Annotated in this window: 14 protein-coding genes; 6 read left to right on the top strand and 8 right to left on the bottom strand. The window is 71.2% G+C overall.

The annotated features are described in order from the left end of the window. Window positions 1-10 precede the first annotated feature (10 nt). Window positions 11-613, top strand: coding sequence for a contact-dependent growth inhibition system immunity protein (locus ABZ464_RS34285; RefSeq protein ID WP_359283610.1), 603 nt, complete (start codon window positions 11-13; stop codon window positions 611-613). A 62-nt stretch (window positions 614-675) separates the two neighbouring features. Here the strand turns inward: ABZ464_RS34285 and ABZ464_RS34280 are convergent, their stop codons facing one another. The 7 genes from ABZ464_RS34280 to ABZ464_RS34250 form a co-directional block, all read right to left on the bottom strand. Next, entirely contained in the window at window positions 676-1,680 is a 1,005-nt protein-coding gene (locus ABZ464_RS34280) for a LacI family DNA-binding transcriptional regulator (protein WP_359283607.1), read from the bottom strand. After that, on the bottom strand, window positions 1,680-3,950 hold the full coding sequence (gene yicI / locus ABZ464_RS34275) for an alpha-xylosidase (protein WP_359283604.1): 2,271 nt from the start codon (window positions 3,948-3,950) through the stop codon (window positions 1,680-1,682). The genes ABZ464_RS34280 and yicI overlap by 1 nt, the downstream gene beginning before the upstream one ends. 15 nt (window positions 3,951-3,965) lie before the next feature. Beyond that, window positions 3,966-4,790, bottom strand: coding sequence for a carbohydrate ABC transporter permease (locus tag ABZ464_RS34270; RefSeq protein ID WP_359283601.1), 825 nt, complete (start codon window positions 4,788-4,790; stop codon window positions 3,966-3,968). After that, window positions 4,787-5,725 carry a sugar ABC transporter permease gene (locus ABZ464_RS34265; protein WP_359283599.1) on the bottom strand — a complete coding sequence of 313 codons (939 nt, stop codon included), beginning with the start codon at window positions 5,723-5,725 and terminating at the stop codon, window positions 4,787-4,789. The genes ABZ464_RS34270 and ABZ464_RS34265 overlap by 4 nt, the downstream gene beginning before the upstream one ends. Further along, window positions 5,722-7,023 carry an extracellular solute-binding protein gene (locus ABZ464_RS34260; protein WP_359283597.1) on the bottom strand — a complete coding sequence of 434 codons (1,302 nt, stop codon included), beginning with the start codon at window positions 7,021-7,023 and terminating at the stop codon, window positions 5,722-5,724. Before ABZ464_RS34260 ends, ABZ464_RS34265 begins: the two co-directional genes overlap by 4 nt. Window positions 7,024-7,215: 192 nt before the next feature. Further along, a complete protein-coding gene (locus tag ABZ464_RS34255) occupies window positions 7,216-8,115 on the bottom strand; it encodes a hypothetical protein (protein ID WP_359283595.1) in 900 nt (299 codons plus the stop codon). Then, entirely contained in the window at window positions 8,116-8,520 is a 405-nt protein-coding gene (locus ABZ464_RS34250; protein WP_359283593.1) for an ATP-binding protein, read from the bottom strand. 197 nt (window positions 8,521-8,717) lie between these two features. Between ABZ464_RS34250 and ABZ464_RS34245 the strand changes: the two genes are divergently transcribed. Next, window positions 8,718-9,569: a helix-turn-helix transcriptional regulator gene (locus tag ABZ464_RS34245; protein WP_359283591.1), complete on the top strand. Its 852-nt coding sequence runs from the start codon at window positions 8,718-8,720 to the stop codon at window positions 9,567-9,569. A gap of 8 nt (window positions 9,570-9,577) precedes the next feature. Then, the gene (locus tag ABZ464_RS34240; RefSeq protein WP_359283590.1) at window positions 9,578-9,778 is read left to right on the top strand and encodes a DUF397 domain-containing protein; all 201 of its coding nucleotides are present in this window, start codon (window positions 9,578-9,580) and stop codon (window positions 9,776-9,778) included. On the opposite strand, the gene ABZ464_RS34235 is transcribed toward ABZ464_RS34240, so the two are convergent. Then, on the bottom strand, window positions 9,775-11,097 hold the full coding sequence (locus ABZ464_RS34235) for an MFS transporter (protein WP_359283587.1): 1,323 nt from the start codon (window positions 11,095-11,097) through the stop codon (window positions 9,775-9,777). The genes ABZ464_RS34240 and ABZ464_RS34235 overlap by 4 nt on opposite strands. Window positions 11,098-11,180: 83 nt before the next feature. On the opposite strand from ABZ464_RS34235, the gene ABZ464_RS34230 reads away from it, so the two are divergent. The 3 genes from ABZ464_RS34230 to ABZ464_RS34220 form a co-directional block, all read left to right on the top strand. Continuing rightward, window positions 11,181-12,158, top strand: a complete 978-nt coding sequence (locus tag ABZ464_RS34230) for a LysR family transcriptional regulator (protein WP_359283584.1) — start codon at window positions 11,181-11,183, stop codon at window positions 12,156-12,158. 379 nt (window positions 12,159-12,537) lie between these two features. After that, window positions 12,538-13,182, top strand: a complete 645-nt coding sequence (locus ABZ464_RS34225) for a hypothetical protein (RefSeq protein WP_359283582.1) — start codon at window positions 12,538-12,540, stop codon at window positions 13,180-13,182. Between the two features lie 384 nt (window positions 13,183-13,566). Beyond that, window positions 13,567-16,075 (top strand): bifunctional polysaccharide deacetylase/glycosyltransferase family 2 protein (locus ABZ464_RS34220; RefSeq protein ID WP_359283717.1); only part of this gene is annotated, 2,509 nt, incomplete at its 3' end.

Genomic DNA, 16,075 nt, shown 5'->3' with positions numbered 1-16,075 from the left:
GAGACACACGGTGCAGCGCTTCACCGCGTTCGGTTTCGGCGTGCCGTGGGTGATGGGCTTCTTCCACCAGGACTGGATCCACGACGGGCCCACGGCCGTCGACGTCGTGGCGAAACACCTGGCGGAGGAGAGCGACGAGGAGGTACTGGCGGTACGCCGGGACGCCCGCACGCTCGCCGGCCACCTGCCCGCGGAGACGCTCGAGGTCCTGTGGACCGCCGGAGCCCAGTACATGCCGGGTTTCGTGGGGATCACGGGAGCCGAGTGGACCGAGACGGTCGTCGGCCTGTGCGACGCCCGGCTGTCCGAGCGGCCGGACGTCCGTCCTCTCACGGGCGCCGACACGGAGGACGGCTGGTCCCAGCGGGACGCGGTCGTCGCCGAGATCGAGCGGGCGGGGTTCCTGGCCGCCGAGGTGCGTGTGGCGCTCGTCGACTGCGCTCGCCACTGCACCCCGGACCTGGCCTTCCGCGTCCTGCTCAATGCGGTGGAGCACGCTCCCGGCGCGACCCTGTCCCCGGAGCAGTACCAGGGGATGGAGACCATCGGGACGGCCCTCCACTACGGCGAGTTCGTCGTGGACCGCGTCCGCTTCCTGGTGGAGACGCCCTGACCGGGAACTGACCGGAGAACCGGGGCCCGCACTCACCCGAGTGCGGGCTCCTTCTCATGCGGTCATGCGGTCATGCGCGCCGCCGTGCTCGCCCGCCGTGTCAGCGTCGGCTGGAGGAGCGTCGCCTCCGGGACCAGGCCGCCCGCGAGTTTCTCCATCAGCAGGTCCACCGCGCGGTCGCCCACCTCGGTGGACGGCAGGGCGACCGAGGTGATCCCCAGGGACTCGGCCAGCTCGTCCGGGCAGATCGCCGTCACCGACAGATCGCCGGGCACCCGCAGTCCCAGCTGTTCGAAGGCGGTGACCAGGGGTTCGAGGACCGCCTCGTTGTGGACGACCACGCCGGTGAGGGCGGGCTGCTCCCGGAGCAGCCGCTCGGCCACCTGCCGGGCCGCCGCCGGGTTCGCCTCGCAGGGGTGGACGGCCGAGGCGAGCCCGCCGCGGTCGGCGGCGGCGGTGAAACCCTGGACCACACGCTGGGCGAAGGCCGTGCCCCGGACGTAGACCTCCGGGGGAGAGCCGACCAGCGCCACCACCCGGTGCCCCAGCTGGGCCAGATGCTCCACGCACCGCTCGCCCGCACTCCGGAAGTCGAGGTCGATGCAGGTCAGCCCGGCGGAGTCGCGCGGGAAGCCGATCATCACGGACGGCCGGTCCAGGCTCCGCAGCAGTGGCAGCCGGGGGTCGTGCAGCTGGACGTCCATCAGGATCAGCGCGTCGACCAGGGCGGTGTCCGCGACCCGGCGCAGCCCGTCCTCGCCCTCCTCCTGGGTGAGCAGAAGGACGTCGTGGTCGTGGCGTCGGGCCGCCGTCACCACCGACGCCACGAACTGCATCACCACCGGGACATGGATGCCGACGCGCAGCGGGGCGACCAGCGCCAGCACGTTGGAGCGGCTGCTGGCCAGGGCCCGGGCGCCCGCGTGCGGCCGGTAGCCCAGCTCGCGGGCGGCCGCCTCGACGCGCTGCCGGGTCGCCGTCGAGATCGGGCGTTTGCCGCTGAGCGCGTACGACACCGTGCTGGGGGAGACCCCGGCCCGCCGCGCCACATCCGTGATCTTCGCCATCAGCGGAGCTCCAGTGTCAGGAAGCCGGTGCCCGCCTCGGCCCGGGTCACCCGGTCCCCGGCCGCGAGCGCCCAGGGTGCCGAGGAGTCGCCGGCCGACGCCCGCAGGGTGTCCCCTTCCCGTACGACGGTGAAGACCGTCTCCCCGACCCGCACCGTCACCTCCGTCCCCCGCTCCAGTCCGTACGTCCGCAGGGTCACCCCGTCGGCGTACGGATAGTCGGGCCGGTCGGCGTGCGCGCCCACCGGGAGCACCGCGCCCGGCCGCACCAGCAGCGGCAGACCGCGGAACCCGTGCCGTTCGCGCACCCAGCGCGGACCGGTCACCGTGCGCCCGGTGAGGAAGTGGGTCCAGGTGCCTTCGGGGACGTAGTAGGTGACGTCCCCCTCGTCGCTGAAGACGGGGGCGACCAGCAGATCCGGGCCGAGCATGTACTGCCGTTCCAGATGCGCGCACCCGGGGTCCTCGGGGAACTCCAGCACCATCGCCCGCATCACCGGCAGCCCCTCCTCGTGGGCGACGCGCGCCACGTCGTACAGGTACGGCATGAGCCGCAGCTTCAGCCGGGTGAAGTGCCGTAGCACGTCCACCGCTTCCTCGTCGAAGAGCCAGGGGACGCGGTACGAGGAGCTGCCGTGCAGCCGGCTGTGCGAGGACAGCAGCCCGAAGGCCAGCCAGCGCTTGAACAGGGCGGCTGTCGGGGTGCCCTCGAAGCCGCCGATGTCGTGGCTCCAGAAGCCGAAGCCCGACAGGCCGAGCGAGAGTCCGCCGCGCAGCGACTCCGCCATCGACGCGTACGTCGCCTCGCAGTCGCCGCCCCAGTGGACGGGGAACTTCTGGCTGCCGGCCGTCGCCGAGCGGGCGAAGACGACCGCCTCGCCCTCGCCCCGGTGCTTGCGCAGCACGTCGAAGACCGTGCGGTTGTAGAGGTACGTGTAGTAGTTGTGCATCCGCTCCGGGTCGGAGCCGTCGGACCACTCCACGTCCAGCGGCACCCGCTCGCCGAAGTCGGTCTTGAAGCAGTCGACGCCCTGCGCGAGCAGCGCCTCCAGCTTCGAGGCGTACCACTCGCGGGCGGCCGGGCTGGTGAAGTCGACCAGCGCCATGCCGGGCTGCCACATGTCCCACTGCCAGACGCCGCCGTCGGGGCGGCGCAGGAGGTGCCCGAGCGCCCTGCCCTCCTCGAACAGCGGGGAGCGCTGGGCGATGTACGGGTTGATCCACACGCTGACGTGCAGGCCCTTGGCCTTCAGCCGGGCCAGCATGCCCTCCGGGTCGGGGAAGACCCGGGGGTCCCAGCGGAAGTCGCACCAGTGGAACTCCCGCATCCAGAAGCAGTCGAAGTGGAAGACGGACAGCGGCAGTTCGCGCTCCCGCATGCCCTCGATGAAGGAGGTCACCGTCTCCTCGTCGTAGGAGGTGGTGAAGGAGGTCGACAGCCACAGCCCGAAGGACCAGGCGGGCGGGAGCGCCGGGCGGCCGGTGAGCGCGGTGTACCGGCGCAGGATGTCCTTCGGGGTCGGGCCGTGGATGACGTAGTACGTCAGCTCCTGCGTCTCCGCGCTGAACTGCACCCGGGAGACGGTCTCCGAGCCGACCTCGAAGCCCACCTTGCCCGGGTGGTCGACGAAGACGCCGTAGCCGGCGTCGGTGAGGTAGAACGGCACGTTCTTGTACGCCTGTTCGGTGGCCGTGCCGCCGTCGGCGTTCCAGATGTCCACGACCTGGCCGTTCCGGACCAGCGGGCCGAAGCGCTCGCCGAGGCCGTAGACGGCGGCGCCCACCCCGAGGTCGAGCTGTTCGCGCAGGTAGTGGCCGCCGGTGGCCGCGTCCCGCAGGATGGCCATGCCCTTGGGGCCGCTGGTGGTGAGGGTGCGGCCGTGGGCGAGGAACTCCACCCGCCAGGGGCCCGAGCGGGCCACCCGGACCGACAGCGCGCCGGAGGTGAGGGTCGCGTGGTCGTCGTCGTGGGAGAGGAGGGGGGAGGCCTCGGTCCCGGTGAGGTCGAAGACCGGCTCGCGCGGGCGCTCGCCCGTGAAGTGGCGCAGGGTCAGGCCGATGACGTCCGGCATCGGGCTGTGGACGGTGAGCGTCAGGACCGGTCCCGTCATCAGGTCGCCGCGGCTGCGGATGGGCCGGGTCGGGGCGTGGATCTCCAGGGCGCCGCCGCCGGGGCCGCCGTCGTCGGACTCGGTGACGTCGAGGACCTCGGCCGGGTACGCGGCGGTGACGCCCTCGCGCAGCAGCCAGTAACCGTCGGAGAACTTCATGGGTGGGGGGTCTCCTTACTTCACGGCGCCCACCGCGATGCCGCGGGTGAGCGTGCGCTGGAAGACGAGGAAGAAGACGAGCGCGGGCAGGACACCGAGCAGCGCGGCCGCGTTGGTCATGGTGGCGTCCATCAGCCGCTGGCCCTGGAGGACGCCGAGGGCCACCGACACGGTCTGGTTGTCGTTGGAGATCAGCATGACCAGCGGGAGCAGGAACTCGTTCCAGGTCCAGATGAAGAAGAGGACCAGCAGCACACCCAGGGTGGGGCGGCTGACGGGGACGACGATCCGCCACAGCACCTGCCACGTGTTCGCGCCGTCGATCCGGGCCGCTTCGATGATCTCCCGGGGGAACCGGGCGAGGACCGAGGAGAGCAGGAACGTGCCGAAGGCCGACTGGACGACGGTGAAGACGATGATCACGCTGAGCCGGGTGTCGTAGAGACCGGCCTCCTTGCTGAGGTAGTAGAGCGGGTAGACGAGCGCCTCCTGCGGCAGCATGTTGGCGAGGACGAAGAAGGCGAGCAGCCAGGTGCGGCCCCGGACCCGGCCGATGCCGATGGCGTACGCGGTGAGGACCGACAGGACGACCGCGAGGACCGCCACCGAGCTGCTGATCAGGACCGAGTTGATGAGCTTCCGGCTGTAGTCGACCCGCTCCCAGAAGTCCTTCAGGCCGTCCAGGTAGAGCCCGTCGGGCAGGCTCAGCGGGCCGTTCGCCGAGTACTCCGCCGGGGACTTCACCGCGTTCACGGCGACGATCAGGAACGGTACGACCATGAACAGTGCGGCGAGGCAGAGGGCGACCAGGACCGGACAGCGGCGCAGGGCGTTGGTCATGCGCGCCCCCCTGTTGTCGTGTCCTCCGCTGTTGTGGTGTCCTCCGCGTCCTGCGCCCGGGCCTGCAGCCGCAGGCCGACCAGGGAGAGGGCGAGGATGATCACGGTCAGCACGGTGGAGATCGCGGCGCCGTAGCCGACCTGGGTCTTCTCGAAGAAGGTGGTGAAGGAGAAGTAGGAGGGCACGTCCGTCGCGCCGCCCGGGCCGCCCTTGGTCAGGACGTACACCGCGCCGAACACCTTCAGCGCGGCGATCGTGCACCAGGTCAGCACGACATGGATCTCCGGGCGCAGCTGCGGCAGAGTGATGTGCCGGAAGCGGCGCCACCAGCCGGCGCCGTCCAGCTCGGCCGCCTCGTGCAGCTCGGGGTCGACGCGCTGCAGCCCCGCCATGAACACCACCAGCGGGAAGCCGATCTGCACCCACACCAGTACGCCCATCACGCTGTACAGCGCGAAGTCGGGGTCGCCGAGCCAGTCCCGCTGCCAACCGCCGAGGCCGATGGCCCTCAGGAACGCGTTGAGGGAGCCGTCCTCGGGGGCGAGGATCCAGCTCCACACGATCCCCGCGACCGCGATCGGCAGCACCTGGGGGAGGTAGAAGCAGGCGCGCAGCACGGCGCTGATCCGGGTGCCGAAGTGCCGGGCGACATGGTCGAACAGGGCCGCCGCCAGCACCAGTCCGAGCGCTGTCGGTACGGCGGCCATGGCGACGACCATGAACAGGCTGTGCCGGAACGACGCCCAGAAGTCCGTGTCGCCGAGCAGCTCCCGGTAGTTGCCGAGCCCGGCCCAGGACGGGCTGCCCACGCCCTGCCAGTCGGTGAAGCTCACGCCGGTGTTCATCAGGAACGGCACGACGATCACGGCGAGGAAGGCGAGGACACCGGGGAGCAGGTACGGGGCGTAGGAGTCGCGGGGGCCGCGCACCCTCATCGCTGGGGCACGCCCTTGTCGTACGCCTTCTGCAACGCGTCCAGGTAGGCGTCCGGTTTCTCGCTGCCGGTGATCAGCTTCTGGGTCTCGGAGACGAGGACGTCGTAGAAGCCGGGGACCGGCCAGTCGGGGTAGAAGGCGAGGCCGTCGCGGGCGGAGAGGGTGTTGAAGTTCGCGATGAGTTCCTTGGCCTTGGGGTCGGTGATCGCGGCGGGGTCGGCCGCGACCGGGACGCCGCCCTTGTTGCCGAGCAGGTTCTGGATCTTCTTCGACAGGGTGATGTCGATGAAGTCGTAGGCGAGTTGCTTGTTGCCGGCGCTCTTGGGGACGACCCAGAGGTTGCCGCCGGAGCCGAGGGTGAGGTCCGAGCCCGGCCACAGGGTGGTGCCCCAGTCGAACGTCGTCGCCTCCGCCTGGAAACGGCCGTACCACCAGCTGCCGGAGAACAGGATCGGCGCCTTGCCCTGGATGAACGAGACCCCGGCCTCCTCGGCCTTGGTGCCGCTGGACTTCTCGCTGAGGTACCCCTTCTTCACCCAGTCGGCGAACGTCTCGGCCGCGTACGTCCAGGCGGCATCGTTGAAGTCGGTCTTCCCTCGGTACAGCTCGTAGGAGTCGACCCAGGAGCGGTCGGCCTTGGACAGGGCGAGCTGGTAGAGGTACTGCTGGGCGAGGTACTCGGCGCCGGAGTTGGCGAGCGGGGTGATGTCGTGCTCGGCGAAGGTGTCCATCGCCGTGACCAGGTCGTCGAACGTCTTGGGCTCGGGTATGTCGTACTTCGCGAACAGGTCCTTGTTGAAGTAGACCATCGTGTACTCGGCGTAGTCCGGCACGCCGTACCACTTTCCGGAGCCCATGACACCGTTGTCGTCGTACTGGCTGGTGGTACGCACGCCCGGGCTCAGCAGCTTGTCCCAGCCGCGCTTCGCCGCCTCGGCGGAGAGGTCGGTGAGCAGCCCCTGCTTCGACAGCAGACCGGCCGTCGCGTTGCCCTTATTGTACTCCATGAGGTCGGGCGCGTCGGAGGAGTTGAGGACCATCGGGGCGGTCTTCTGGATCTGCTCGAAGCTCTTCTCCTCGAACTTCACCTTCACGCCCGGGTGCTGGGCCTCGAACTCCTTGATCGCCTCCGCCCAGGCGACGCCCATCGCACTGGTCGGGCCCTCGTAGTGCCACAACCGCAGGGTCTTGGGATCGGAGGAGCCGCCGTTTTCCGTACCGCCGCAGGAGGCCAGCAGCAGGGCGCCCGCCAGGGCCGCCCCCACACTCGCCACCACACGCCTTCTTGCCGTCAACATCCTGTGCCTCCGGGGGAGTTCGGGATGGTTCTGCGGGCAGGAACAGCCGTCACGCGACGTTCGACGAGGTCGTCGAGCCGTTTCGACGCGTGACGTCGAAGCGCTTCGACGGGGGAAGGTAGGCGGCGGCTGTGAGGCGCGTCAATGGGGCGTGCGGGATTCGACCGACGGTTGGGGGCCCTGCGGGGCTAGTCAGTCGGCGGGGGTGAAGAGGTGCTCGGCGCTGGTGGCGTGGACGGCGCGCTGGGACCAGGTGGTGAGCTGGTCCAGGTCGGTGCAGGCTTCGACGCGGTCGCGGATCTCGTCCGGGATGTCGATGCCGCGCCAGCGCAGGATGTTCAGGGTCATCTCGGCCCGATCCTGGATCCGGCCTTCCTCCCGCCCTTCTTCCCGTCCCTCTTCCCGACCTTCCTCGGCCCACGGGTGGCGCCAGAAGTACTGCATCGCCGTCATCAGTTCTCTCCACATCTGCCGGGCCTGGGGGTCTGCCAGGCATGAGTCGACGAATTGAGCGAGGGCCGCGGCGGTGTCGCGGTCCAGGGTCCGCAGGGCGGCTTCCAGCGATTCCAGTATCACCGGGGCCTGCCGTCCACGGCCGTGTGTCATGGCCGAGAGCACCGCGAGGGGTGGATCCTGTTTGGCCTCCCGCTCGGTGGCGATCAGAGGCACGTTCTCCGGGCCCAGCACGAACGGCCGGACCGTCAGCGAGGGCATACCGTGCACGCCGAGGTGGATGGGCTCGGCCGCCCAGCGGGCGGTGGCCCTGCTCTGGGTGACGACGATGAGGACGGGTTCGCTGCGGTACTTCTCGTGGAGGTAGCTGAGGTAGTAGGGCCAGCTGCTGCGTTTGCGCTCGTCCGGTTTTCCCTGTGATTCCACGACCAGGAGGTAGGTGCCGTCGTCGGTCTCGGCCCGCAGCAGGGTGTCGACGCGGCGTTCGACGGGCTCGATCTCGGTGAGGTCGACGTTTATGGCCGCGAAGTCACGGGGCTCGGGGAAGGGGATGTGCAGCACCTGTTGGAGGGCGCGGGTGAGGAGTGCGGGGTCCTTCTGGAAGATGCGGTGCAGCGCCTCGTGCGATGAGCTGACCATTTACGCGGCCGCTCCCAGCTCGCACCACACCAGCTTGCCGCGCAGCCCGAGCCGGGAGAGCGGCTGCCATCCCCACAGATCGGAACAGGCCCGTACGAGGGCGAAACCGCGCCCGCTCTCGGCGTCGGCGAGCTCGGTGAAGTCGCCGGGCGGCTCGGGAGGTGCGGGGTCGGCGTCCCAGGCACCGATCTGCAGCACGCCGGCACGGTGGCGGATGCGCAGGCAGGCGGGGCCCTTGGTGTGCAGTACGGCGTTGGAGATCAGCTCGGAGGTCAGGAGTTCGGCGGTCTCGGTGAGGTGGGTGAGGCCGTGGAGGGTGAGGATCAGACGGAGAGTGCGACGGGAGACCGTAACCGATCTGGGATCGGTGGGGATGTACAGGGAGTACTCCCAGGAGTCGGGCATGGGGCAGCTCCAATCGGGTGAAGGGTTGAAAGGCCGGTGGCATCGCCGCAGCCGTCATGACAGGACGGAGCGGTGCGCTTCCGTTGCGTGATGTTCGCGTCACTGACGGTAGACCTGGAATTCCAGGTCAAGCAAGCCGATCCCGTAATCTGGCCCCGAACGAGTGGCGCTCATGGGCGCGTTGGGAGGAGTGGCCGATGGGCTTGAGGCGCGAACCGACGGCGCGTCAGGTGCGGCTGGCCGTGGAACTGCGCAGGCTCCGCGAAGCGGCCGGCCTCAAGGCGCGGGAGGCGGCGGCTCTGCTCGGGGTGAGCTCCACCCAGATCAACCAGATCGAGTACGGCCAGTCGGGCGTGAGTGAGAAGCGGTTGCGGAGCCTGGCAGCGCATTACGCCTGCATGGACGAGGCGTTCGTCGACGCCCTGGTGGTGATGGCCACCGATCGGACACGCGGTTGGTGGGAGGAGTACCGAGGCCGACTGCCCTCGGCGTTCCTGGACCTCGCCGAGCTGGAGCATCACGCCGCCTACCGGGCGGACGTGGAGTGCCTGCACGTCCCAGGCCTCCTCCAGACGGAGGACTACGCCCGCGCGGTGTTCTCGTATCGAGTCCCTGAACTGCCCATCGAAGATCTGGAGTTGCGGGTCGACCACAGGATGAGGCGCAGAGTCGTCCTCGAACGGCCGGAGCCGGTGCCGTACGAGGCGGTCATCCACGAAGCGGCGTTGCGCATCAGAGTCAGCGGCCGGGCCGCTGCCCAGGACCAACTCGCCCACATCCTGGCTCTGTCCGAGGCGGACCACGTCACGGTACGGGTGATTCCCTTCGACCGGGACGGCTTCGCAGGGGCCTGGAACACCATGATGTTGGCGGGTGGGGCCGTGCCCAAGCTGGACTCCGCGCAGCGCGACGGGCCCGAGGGCACGGCCCTCATCGACTCCGAAGCTCAGCTCGCCGCCCTTCGAACGCTCTTCCGTAAGCTGGAGGCGGAGTCGCTGGATCCCGAACGGTCGCGAGACTTCATGAGCAGGCTGGCGAAGGAACTGTGAGGTGCGCTGTGACCACCCCCGACAACTGGCAGAAGTCGTCCTACTCCGGCGGCTCCGACGGAAACAACTGCCTCGAACTCGCCTCCACCCCCACCACCCTCCACCTCCGCGAATCCGACCACCCCGCCACCACTCTCACCACCACCCGCACCCCCCTGGCGAACCTCCTGGAAGGGATACGCACGGGCGATCTCGGGGTTGGCCGCTAGGAAGTCGTCCGAGGGGTACTCGTGGTTCCGCAGGTCGGAGGGGGCCGGTGTGCGGTGAGGGTGATGAGCAGGGCCGTCGTTGCCGCCGCGAGGGGGACCGTGAAGGCGGTTGCGGGGGAGGTGTGTTCGGCGAGCCAGCCGCCGGTTGCGCTGCCGCAGGCTATTCCGCCGAGGAGGCCGGTCACCGCGAGGGTCATGCCCTCGTTGAGGCGGGCCACCGGGGTGCGTTCCTGGATCAGGGCCATGGTGGTGACCATCGTGGGGGCGGTCGCCGTTCCCGAGAGGAGCAGGGCGGGGGCCAGCAGCGGGAGTGAGTCGAGCACGGTCGCCGCGAGCAGGGGGAGGGTGAGGAGGGCGGCCATCGCGGCCACGCACCAGGGGTGTCGTCGGGAGGCGGGACCGGACGGCCGTATCGCCCCGTAGACGAGACCGGCCGCGCAGGAGCCGGCTGCCTGGAGGGCGAGGACGATCCCCGCCGCCGTACGGTGGCCGTGCTCGTCGGCGAACGCGATCGTCACCACCTCCGTCGCCCCGAACACCGCGCCGAGGGCGAGGCAGACGGCGAGGAGAGGTGGCAGGCCGGGGCTGCGCAGGGGTGATGCGGCCGTCGGACGGGGGTGCGGGGGTGGTTCCGTCGCGCGCTGGGCGGCGAACGTCAGGATGCCCGTGACCAGCAGCACCACCCCGGCCAGGGTGCCCGCCTCCGGGAAGAACGTGCCGCAGAGGAACGCCGCGACCACCGGCCCCAGCATGAAGCACAGCTCGTCGACGGCCTGTTCGAAGGAGTTCGCGGTGTGCAGGGCGGCCGGGTCGCCGCCCAGGAGGTGGTTCCAGCGGGCGCGGGACATCCCGCCGGTGTTGGGGGTCGTCGCGGTGGCGGCGTACGCGGCGAACAGGGTCCAGTCCGGGGCGTCGTGGTGGACGCAGAGCAGCAGGGCGAGGCTGCCGAGCGCGGCGAACAGGGTCGCCGGCACCGCGACCCTGGCCTGTCCGTGCCGGTCGACCAGCCGGGCGATCCAGGGTGCGAGGAGTGCGGTGGCCGCGAGGCCGGTGGCGGTGACGGCCCCGGCGAGGGCGTACGAGCCGCGCGCCCCGGCGATCATCACCACCGCGCTCACGCTGAACATGCCCATGGGCAGCCGGGCGAGGAGGTTCCCGGCGGTGAAGGCGCGGGCGCCGGGGAGGGAGAGGAGACGGCGGTAGGAGTGGGGCGGGGGTTCAGGGCTGCGGCGGTCGAGGTCGACGATCACCAAGGTGTCGGCGGTGACCGTGAAGAGGCGCGGTGGCGGGCTGAGGCGGGGTGGCGGGCTGTCCGGCATGGGGAAACGGTCTCCCCGGGGTGAGCAGGGGGTCCAACACCTTTGCGATGCCGATTCACGCACCGCCGTTGTAAGTTCGCCGGATGTCCGCACCTGGCCAGACCCATGTCGACCCCCGGCTGCTGCGCGCCTTCCTCACCGTCGCCGAGGAACTGCACTTCACCCGCGCCGCCGCCCGGCTGTACGTCGCCCAGCAGGCGCTCAGCCGGGACGTACGGCGGTTGGAGCGGGAGCTCGGGGCCGAGTTGTTCGTACGGACCACCCGGCAGGTGACGCTGACGGCGGACGGGGAGCGGCTGGTGCCGTTCGCGCGCCGGGTGTTGCAGGCGCAGGACGATCTGGTCGCCGCGTTCGGGCGGGCGCGGCCGCTGCTGGTCGACCTGAACTCGCCGAACCTGGCCACCGGGCGGCGTGTGCTGCACCGGGCCCGTGACCTCGCCCCCGAGCTGGAGCTGATGGCCCGGTACGAGAGCGGGCTCACGGGTGCGGCGGCCGAGATCGTCGCGGGGCGGCTCGACGCGTCGTTCGGGCGGTACGCCGGGCTGGACCCCGTGCTGCGGGGGCAGTTGGAGCACCGGCTCGTGCGGTACGAGCCGATGGCGGTGGTGCTCCCGGAGGGGCACCGGCTGGCGGGGCTGGCCGAGGTGCCGCTGGCCGCGCTCGCCGGGGAGACGGTGTACGCCGGGGCCGGCAATCTCCGGACGCCCGAGTGGACCGATCTCGCGGAGCGGCTGTTCGAGGGGCGCGGGATCCGCCTCGCACCGCCCGCGCCGCTCGCCGTCGGGGAGGAGGAGTTCCAGCGAATCACGACAAAGGTGGGCAATCCAGTGCTTGCCGTGGTGGGTTTTCAGGCCATGACGAGGACCGTCTCGCGGCCCTTGATCGATCCGGTCCCTTTGTCGCCTGTGTCACTGGTGTGGGGAAAGGGGCTGGTCCATCCGGGGCTCGATGCGCTTCGACGGTCCGCGGCCGAGATCGCCGGGGCGGAGGGGTGGCTTCAGCGGCCCGCCGATGGATGGATTCCAGCCATGGACATGAGCATGACTTCTCCACACAAATGACACATCGCGAACACGGGTCCCCCGCCTGCGCTAGATTCGTCGGCCTGAGCGCAGTGGGGTAAATGGGGCGCGGATTCCGGGTGGGGGCCCGGTCTCGTCGACGTGCGCTCGAGGTCGTAGGCGCACCCTGAACCGGTCCTTGGGGGGAAGTGCGCACGTGAAGAAATGGCGAGAAGAGGCCCAACCGGAGCCGCCGGAGTGGCCGGAAGCAGCCCCTCCGACTCGGGATGTGCCGACCGTCGCCGGGTATCGGTCATTAGCGGATGTTCATGGGCGAAGAGGGCAGTCGACCGCTTCGAACACCCTTTCCGAAAATGAACGGTCGAGCGAGCCCTCCGGCGGCCCCGTTGACTCCGGTGAGGGCAACGACCCCGACGAGGTGACCGTTCAGCTCGACACCCCGCACGCGGCCAAGGGCGCCCGAGCGTCCGCCTCCGACGCCCCCGTGTTCGTCGACGAGTCCGGCCGCCGCAGCCGTACCTTCCGCCGGATCGGCATCCTCGCGGGCCTCGCCTGTGCGGCCTACGCCGTCGTCATCGTCGCCACCCTGCTGTCCGGCAACGCCGGTGCGCCCTGGCTGCCCGTGCCGGGCCCGGACAGCGATCCGCCGGCCGGCCGGGTCGAGTCCACCGGGGCGCCGAGCGCCTCCGCCGGCGCGGCCTCCGGCGCCCCCGGCTTCGCGGCGCCCCGCAGCCCCGGCGTCTCCGCCTCGGCCGGCGCACCGTCCCGCAAGGGCGCGGCGCCCAGCGCCTCGGGCAGCGCCCCCGCGCCGACCGGCACCGCGCCCGCCCGTCCCTCGGCGAGCGGCAGCCCCGGCGTCAGTACGGCACCCAGCGCCACCCCCTCGGACCCGGGCCCGAGCAGCCCCGTCGTGGGCGGCTCCTCCGGCCCCCAGCCCTCGGAGTCCACCCCGGACACCAGCCCCTCACCCGAGTCCTCCCCGTCCCCCGCGGGCGGCGCCGCCAACACGGTCGCGGACGGCGCCCCACACCCGGCGCCGGTGGCGGCGGCCCCGGGGGCGTGACGGACCGGCAGCACGAGGGGCTGCCGCCATCACCGGAGAACCGGAGAACCGGAGAACCGGAGAACCGGAGGACCGCAGGACCCCAGGACCGCAGGACCCCAGGACCCGGGGTGTGACCGGCCGTAGGCCGACCCGTTGGTTTCCCGTGCCCTGGCCGTGCCGCCGTACGACGTCCAGTGCGCGTTCGACGCGCCGTTTCTCCCTTCCTTCCCTTTGCCCTGTCACCCGTAGTCCGTCCCCGTCCCCGTCCCCGGAGTACGACCTCTCATGGCCTCACGCACCAACCGCCGTTCCCCCCGACGCTCCGTCGCCGGGGCGTCCGCGCAGGTCCCGTCCGGCGGGGCCGACGGACCACCGCCCCACGCCGCCGCGCGCCGACGGCTGATGCCGCCGCTGCGGCTGCGTCGGCTGCTCCCGCTCGTCGCCCTGCTGGCGATGATGGCGATGCTGATGCTGCGCGGCTATGTGCACAGCGAGATCCTCGCCGACCACCGGATCCGCCCCGAGGCCCCCGCCGACCGGGTGCCGCAGAGGATCCTCGACGGCGGGCCGGTCGTGGACACCCGGGGCGGCCGCGTCACCAGCCTGGACGTGCCGGACCACCGGATCGTCCTCACCTTCGACGACGGCCCCGACCCGAAGTGGACCCCCGAGGTCCTGGACGTCCTGAAGAAGCACCGCGCGCACGCCGTCTTCTTCATCACCGGCACCATGGCCTCCCGCTACCCGGACCTGGTGAAACGGATGGTCGACGAGGGCCACGAGATCGGGCTGCACACCTTCGACCACCCCGACCTCTCCTACCAGTCGAAGAAACGCATCGACTGGGAACTCACCCAGAACCAGCTCGCCCTGGAGGGCGCGGCAGGCATCCGCACCTCCCTGTTCCGGCCGCCGTACTCCTCCTCCGCCGACGCCCTCGACAACGCGTCCTGGCCGGTCACCCGGTACGTCGGCAGCCGCGGCTACCTCACCGTCCTCACCACGGACGACAGCGAGGACTGGCGCAGGCCGGGCGTCCGGCAGATCATCCGCAACGCCACCCCGAAGAACGGCGAGGGCGCGATCGTCCTGATGCACGACTCCGGCGGCGACCGCAGCCAGACCGTCCGGGCCCTCGACACCTATCTCCCCGACCTGCAGAGGAAGGGGTACGACTTCCAGAACCTCACCGAGGCCCTGAAGGCGCCCAGCGCGCACACCCCCGTCACCGGCCCGGACCTGTGGAAGGGCAAGGCCTGGGTGGTCCTGGTGACGGCGGCCGACGACCTCACCGGCGTCCTCGTCGTCGGCCTCGCCGCCATCGGCACCCTCGTCCTCGCCCGCTTCGGCCTGATGCTGCTGCTGTCCGCGATCCACACCCGCCGTACCCGCCGCCGGGGCTTCCGCTGGGGCCCTGACGCGCCCGTCACCGAACCCGTGTCGGTGCTCGTGCCCGCCTACAACGAGGCCAAGTGCATCGAGAACACGGTCCGTTCGCTGATGAGGAGCGAGCACCCGATCGAGGTCGTCGTCATCGACGACGGCTCCGCCGACGGCACCGCCCGTATCGTCGAGGACCTCGCCCTGCCCGGCGTACGCGTCGTACGGCAGCACAACGCGGGCAAGCCCGCCGCGCTCAACCGCGGTATCGCCAACGCCCGGCACGACCTGATCGTGATGATGGACGGCGACACCGTGTTCGAGCCGGCCACCGTCCGTGAACTCGTCCAGCCGTTCGCCGACCCGACCGTCGGCGCCGTCGCCGGCAACGCCAAGGTCGGCAACAAGGACACCCTCATCGGCGCCTGGCAGCACATCGAGTACGTGATGGGCTTCAACCTCGACCGCCGGATGTACGACGTCCTGCGCTGCATGCCCACCATCCCGGGCGCGGTGGGCGCCTTCCGCCGCTCCGCCCTCAACCGGGTCGGCGGCATGAGCGACGACACGCTCGCCGAGGACACCGACATCACCATGGCCCTCCACCGCGACGGCTGGAAGGTCGTCTACGCGGAGAAGGCGCGGGCGTGGACCGAGGCGCCGGAGTCCGTGCAGCAGCTGTGGTCCCAGCGCTACCGCTGGTGCTACGGCACCATGCAGGCGATCTGGAAACACCGCCGGGCCGTCGTCGAGCGGGGGCCCTCCGGGCGGTTCGGGCGCGTCGGGCTGCCGCTCGTCTCCCTGTTCATGGTCCTCGCCCCGCTCCTCGCCCCCCTCATCGACCTGTTCCTCGTCTACGGGCTGCTCTTCGGGCCGACGGCCAAGACCATCGCCGCCTGGTTCGGGGTCCTCGCCGTGCAGGCGGGCTGCGCGGCGTACGCCTTCGTCCTCGACCGCGAGAAACTCACCCCGCTCATCTCCCTGCCGCTCCAGCAGATCCTCTACCGCCAGCTGATGTACGTCGTCCTGCTCCAGTCCTGGATCACCGCCCTCACCGGCGGCCGGCTCCGCTGGCAGAAACTGCGGAGGAAGGGCCAGGTGGCGGCACCTCCGGGCGGGACGACGGAGGTCGGCGAGATGGCCGAGGTCGGCGGGGGTCCGTCGGCCGAGGTCGGCGGGGGTCCGGCGGTCGGCGGCGGCTCGGCGTTCGGAGGGGGCGCGGCGGCCGGAAGGGGCTCGGCGGGCGGAAGGGGCTCGGCGGGCGGAAGGGGCTCGGCGGGCGGAAGGGGCTCGGCGGGCGGAAGGGGCTCGGCGGGCGGAAGGGGCTCGGCGGGCGGAAGGGGCTCGGCGGGCGGTGGCGGCTCGGCAGTCGGTGGCGGCGCGGCAGTCGGCGGCGGCTCGGCGTTCGGAGAAGGCTCGGCGGGCGGTGGCGGCGCGGCAGTCGGTGGCGGCGCGGCAGTCGGCGGCGGCTCGGCGTTCGGAGAAGGCTCGGCGGGCGGTGGCGGCGCGGCAGTCGGTGGCGGCGCGGCAG

Origin of the sequence: Streptomyces sp. NPDC005820, assembly GCF_040630255.1 — a bacterium.
GTDB lineage: Bacteria > Actinomycetota > Actinomycetes > Streptomycetales > Streptomycetaceae > Streptomyces.
This window is presented reverse-complemented; position numbering and strand designations above follow the sequence as displayed.

Coding starts and splice junctions, on each gene's coding strand:
- ABZ464_RS34280 (WP_359283607.1), bottom strand. CDS start 1,680: ATGGCGAAGATCACGGATGTGGCGCGGCGGGCCGGGGTCTCCCCCAGC.
- yicI (WP_359283604.1), bottom strand. CDS start 3,950: ATGAAGTTCTCCGACGGTTACTGGCTGCTGCGCGAGGGCGTCACCGCC.
- ABZ464_RS34270 (WP_359283601.1), bottom strand. CDS start 4,790: ATGACCAACGCCCTGCGCCGCTGTCCGGTCCTGGTCGCCCTCTGCCTC.
- ABZ464_RS34265 (WP_359283599.1), bottom strand. CDS start 5,725: ATGAGGGTGCGCGGCCCCCGCGACTCCTACGCCCCGTACCTGCTCCCC.
- ABZ464_RS34260 (WP_359283597.1), bottom strand. CDS start 7,023: ATGTTGACGGCAAGAAGGCGTGTGGTGGCGAGTGTGGGGGCGGCCCTG.
- ABZ464_RS34255 (WP_359283595.1), bottom strand. CDS start 8,115: ATGGTCAGCTCATCGCACGAGGCGCTGCACCGCATCTTCCAGAAGGAC.
- ABZ464_RS34250 (WP_359283593.1), bottom strand. CDS start 8,520: ATGCCCGACTCCTGGGAGTACTCCCTGTACATCCCCACCGATCCCAGA.
- ABZ464_RS34245 (WP_359283591.1), top strand. CDS start 8,718: ATGGGCTTGAGGCGCGAACCGACGGCGCGTCAGGTGCGGCTGGCCGTG.
- ABZ464_RS34235 (WP_359283587.1), bottom strand. CDS start 11,097: ATGCCGGACAGCCCGCCACCCCGCCTCAGCCCGCCACCGCGCCTCTTC.
- ABZ464_RS34230 (WP_359283584.1), top strand. CDS start 11,181: ATGTCCGCACCTGGCCAGACCCATGTCGACCCCCGGCTGCTGCGCGCC.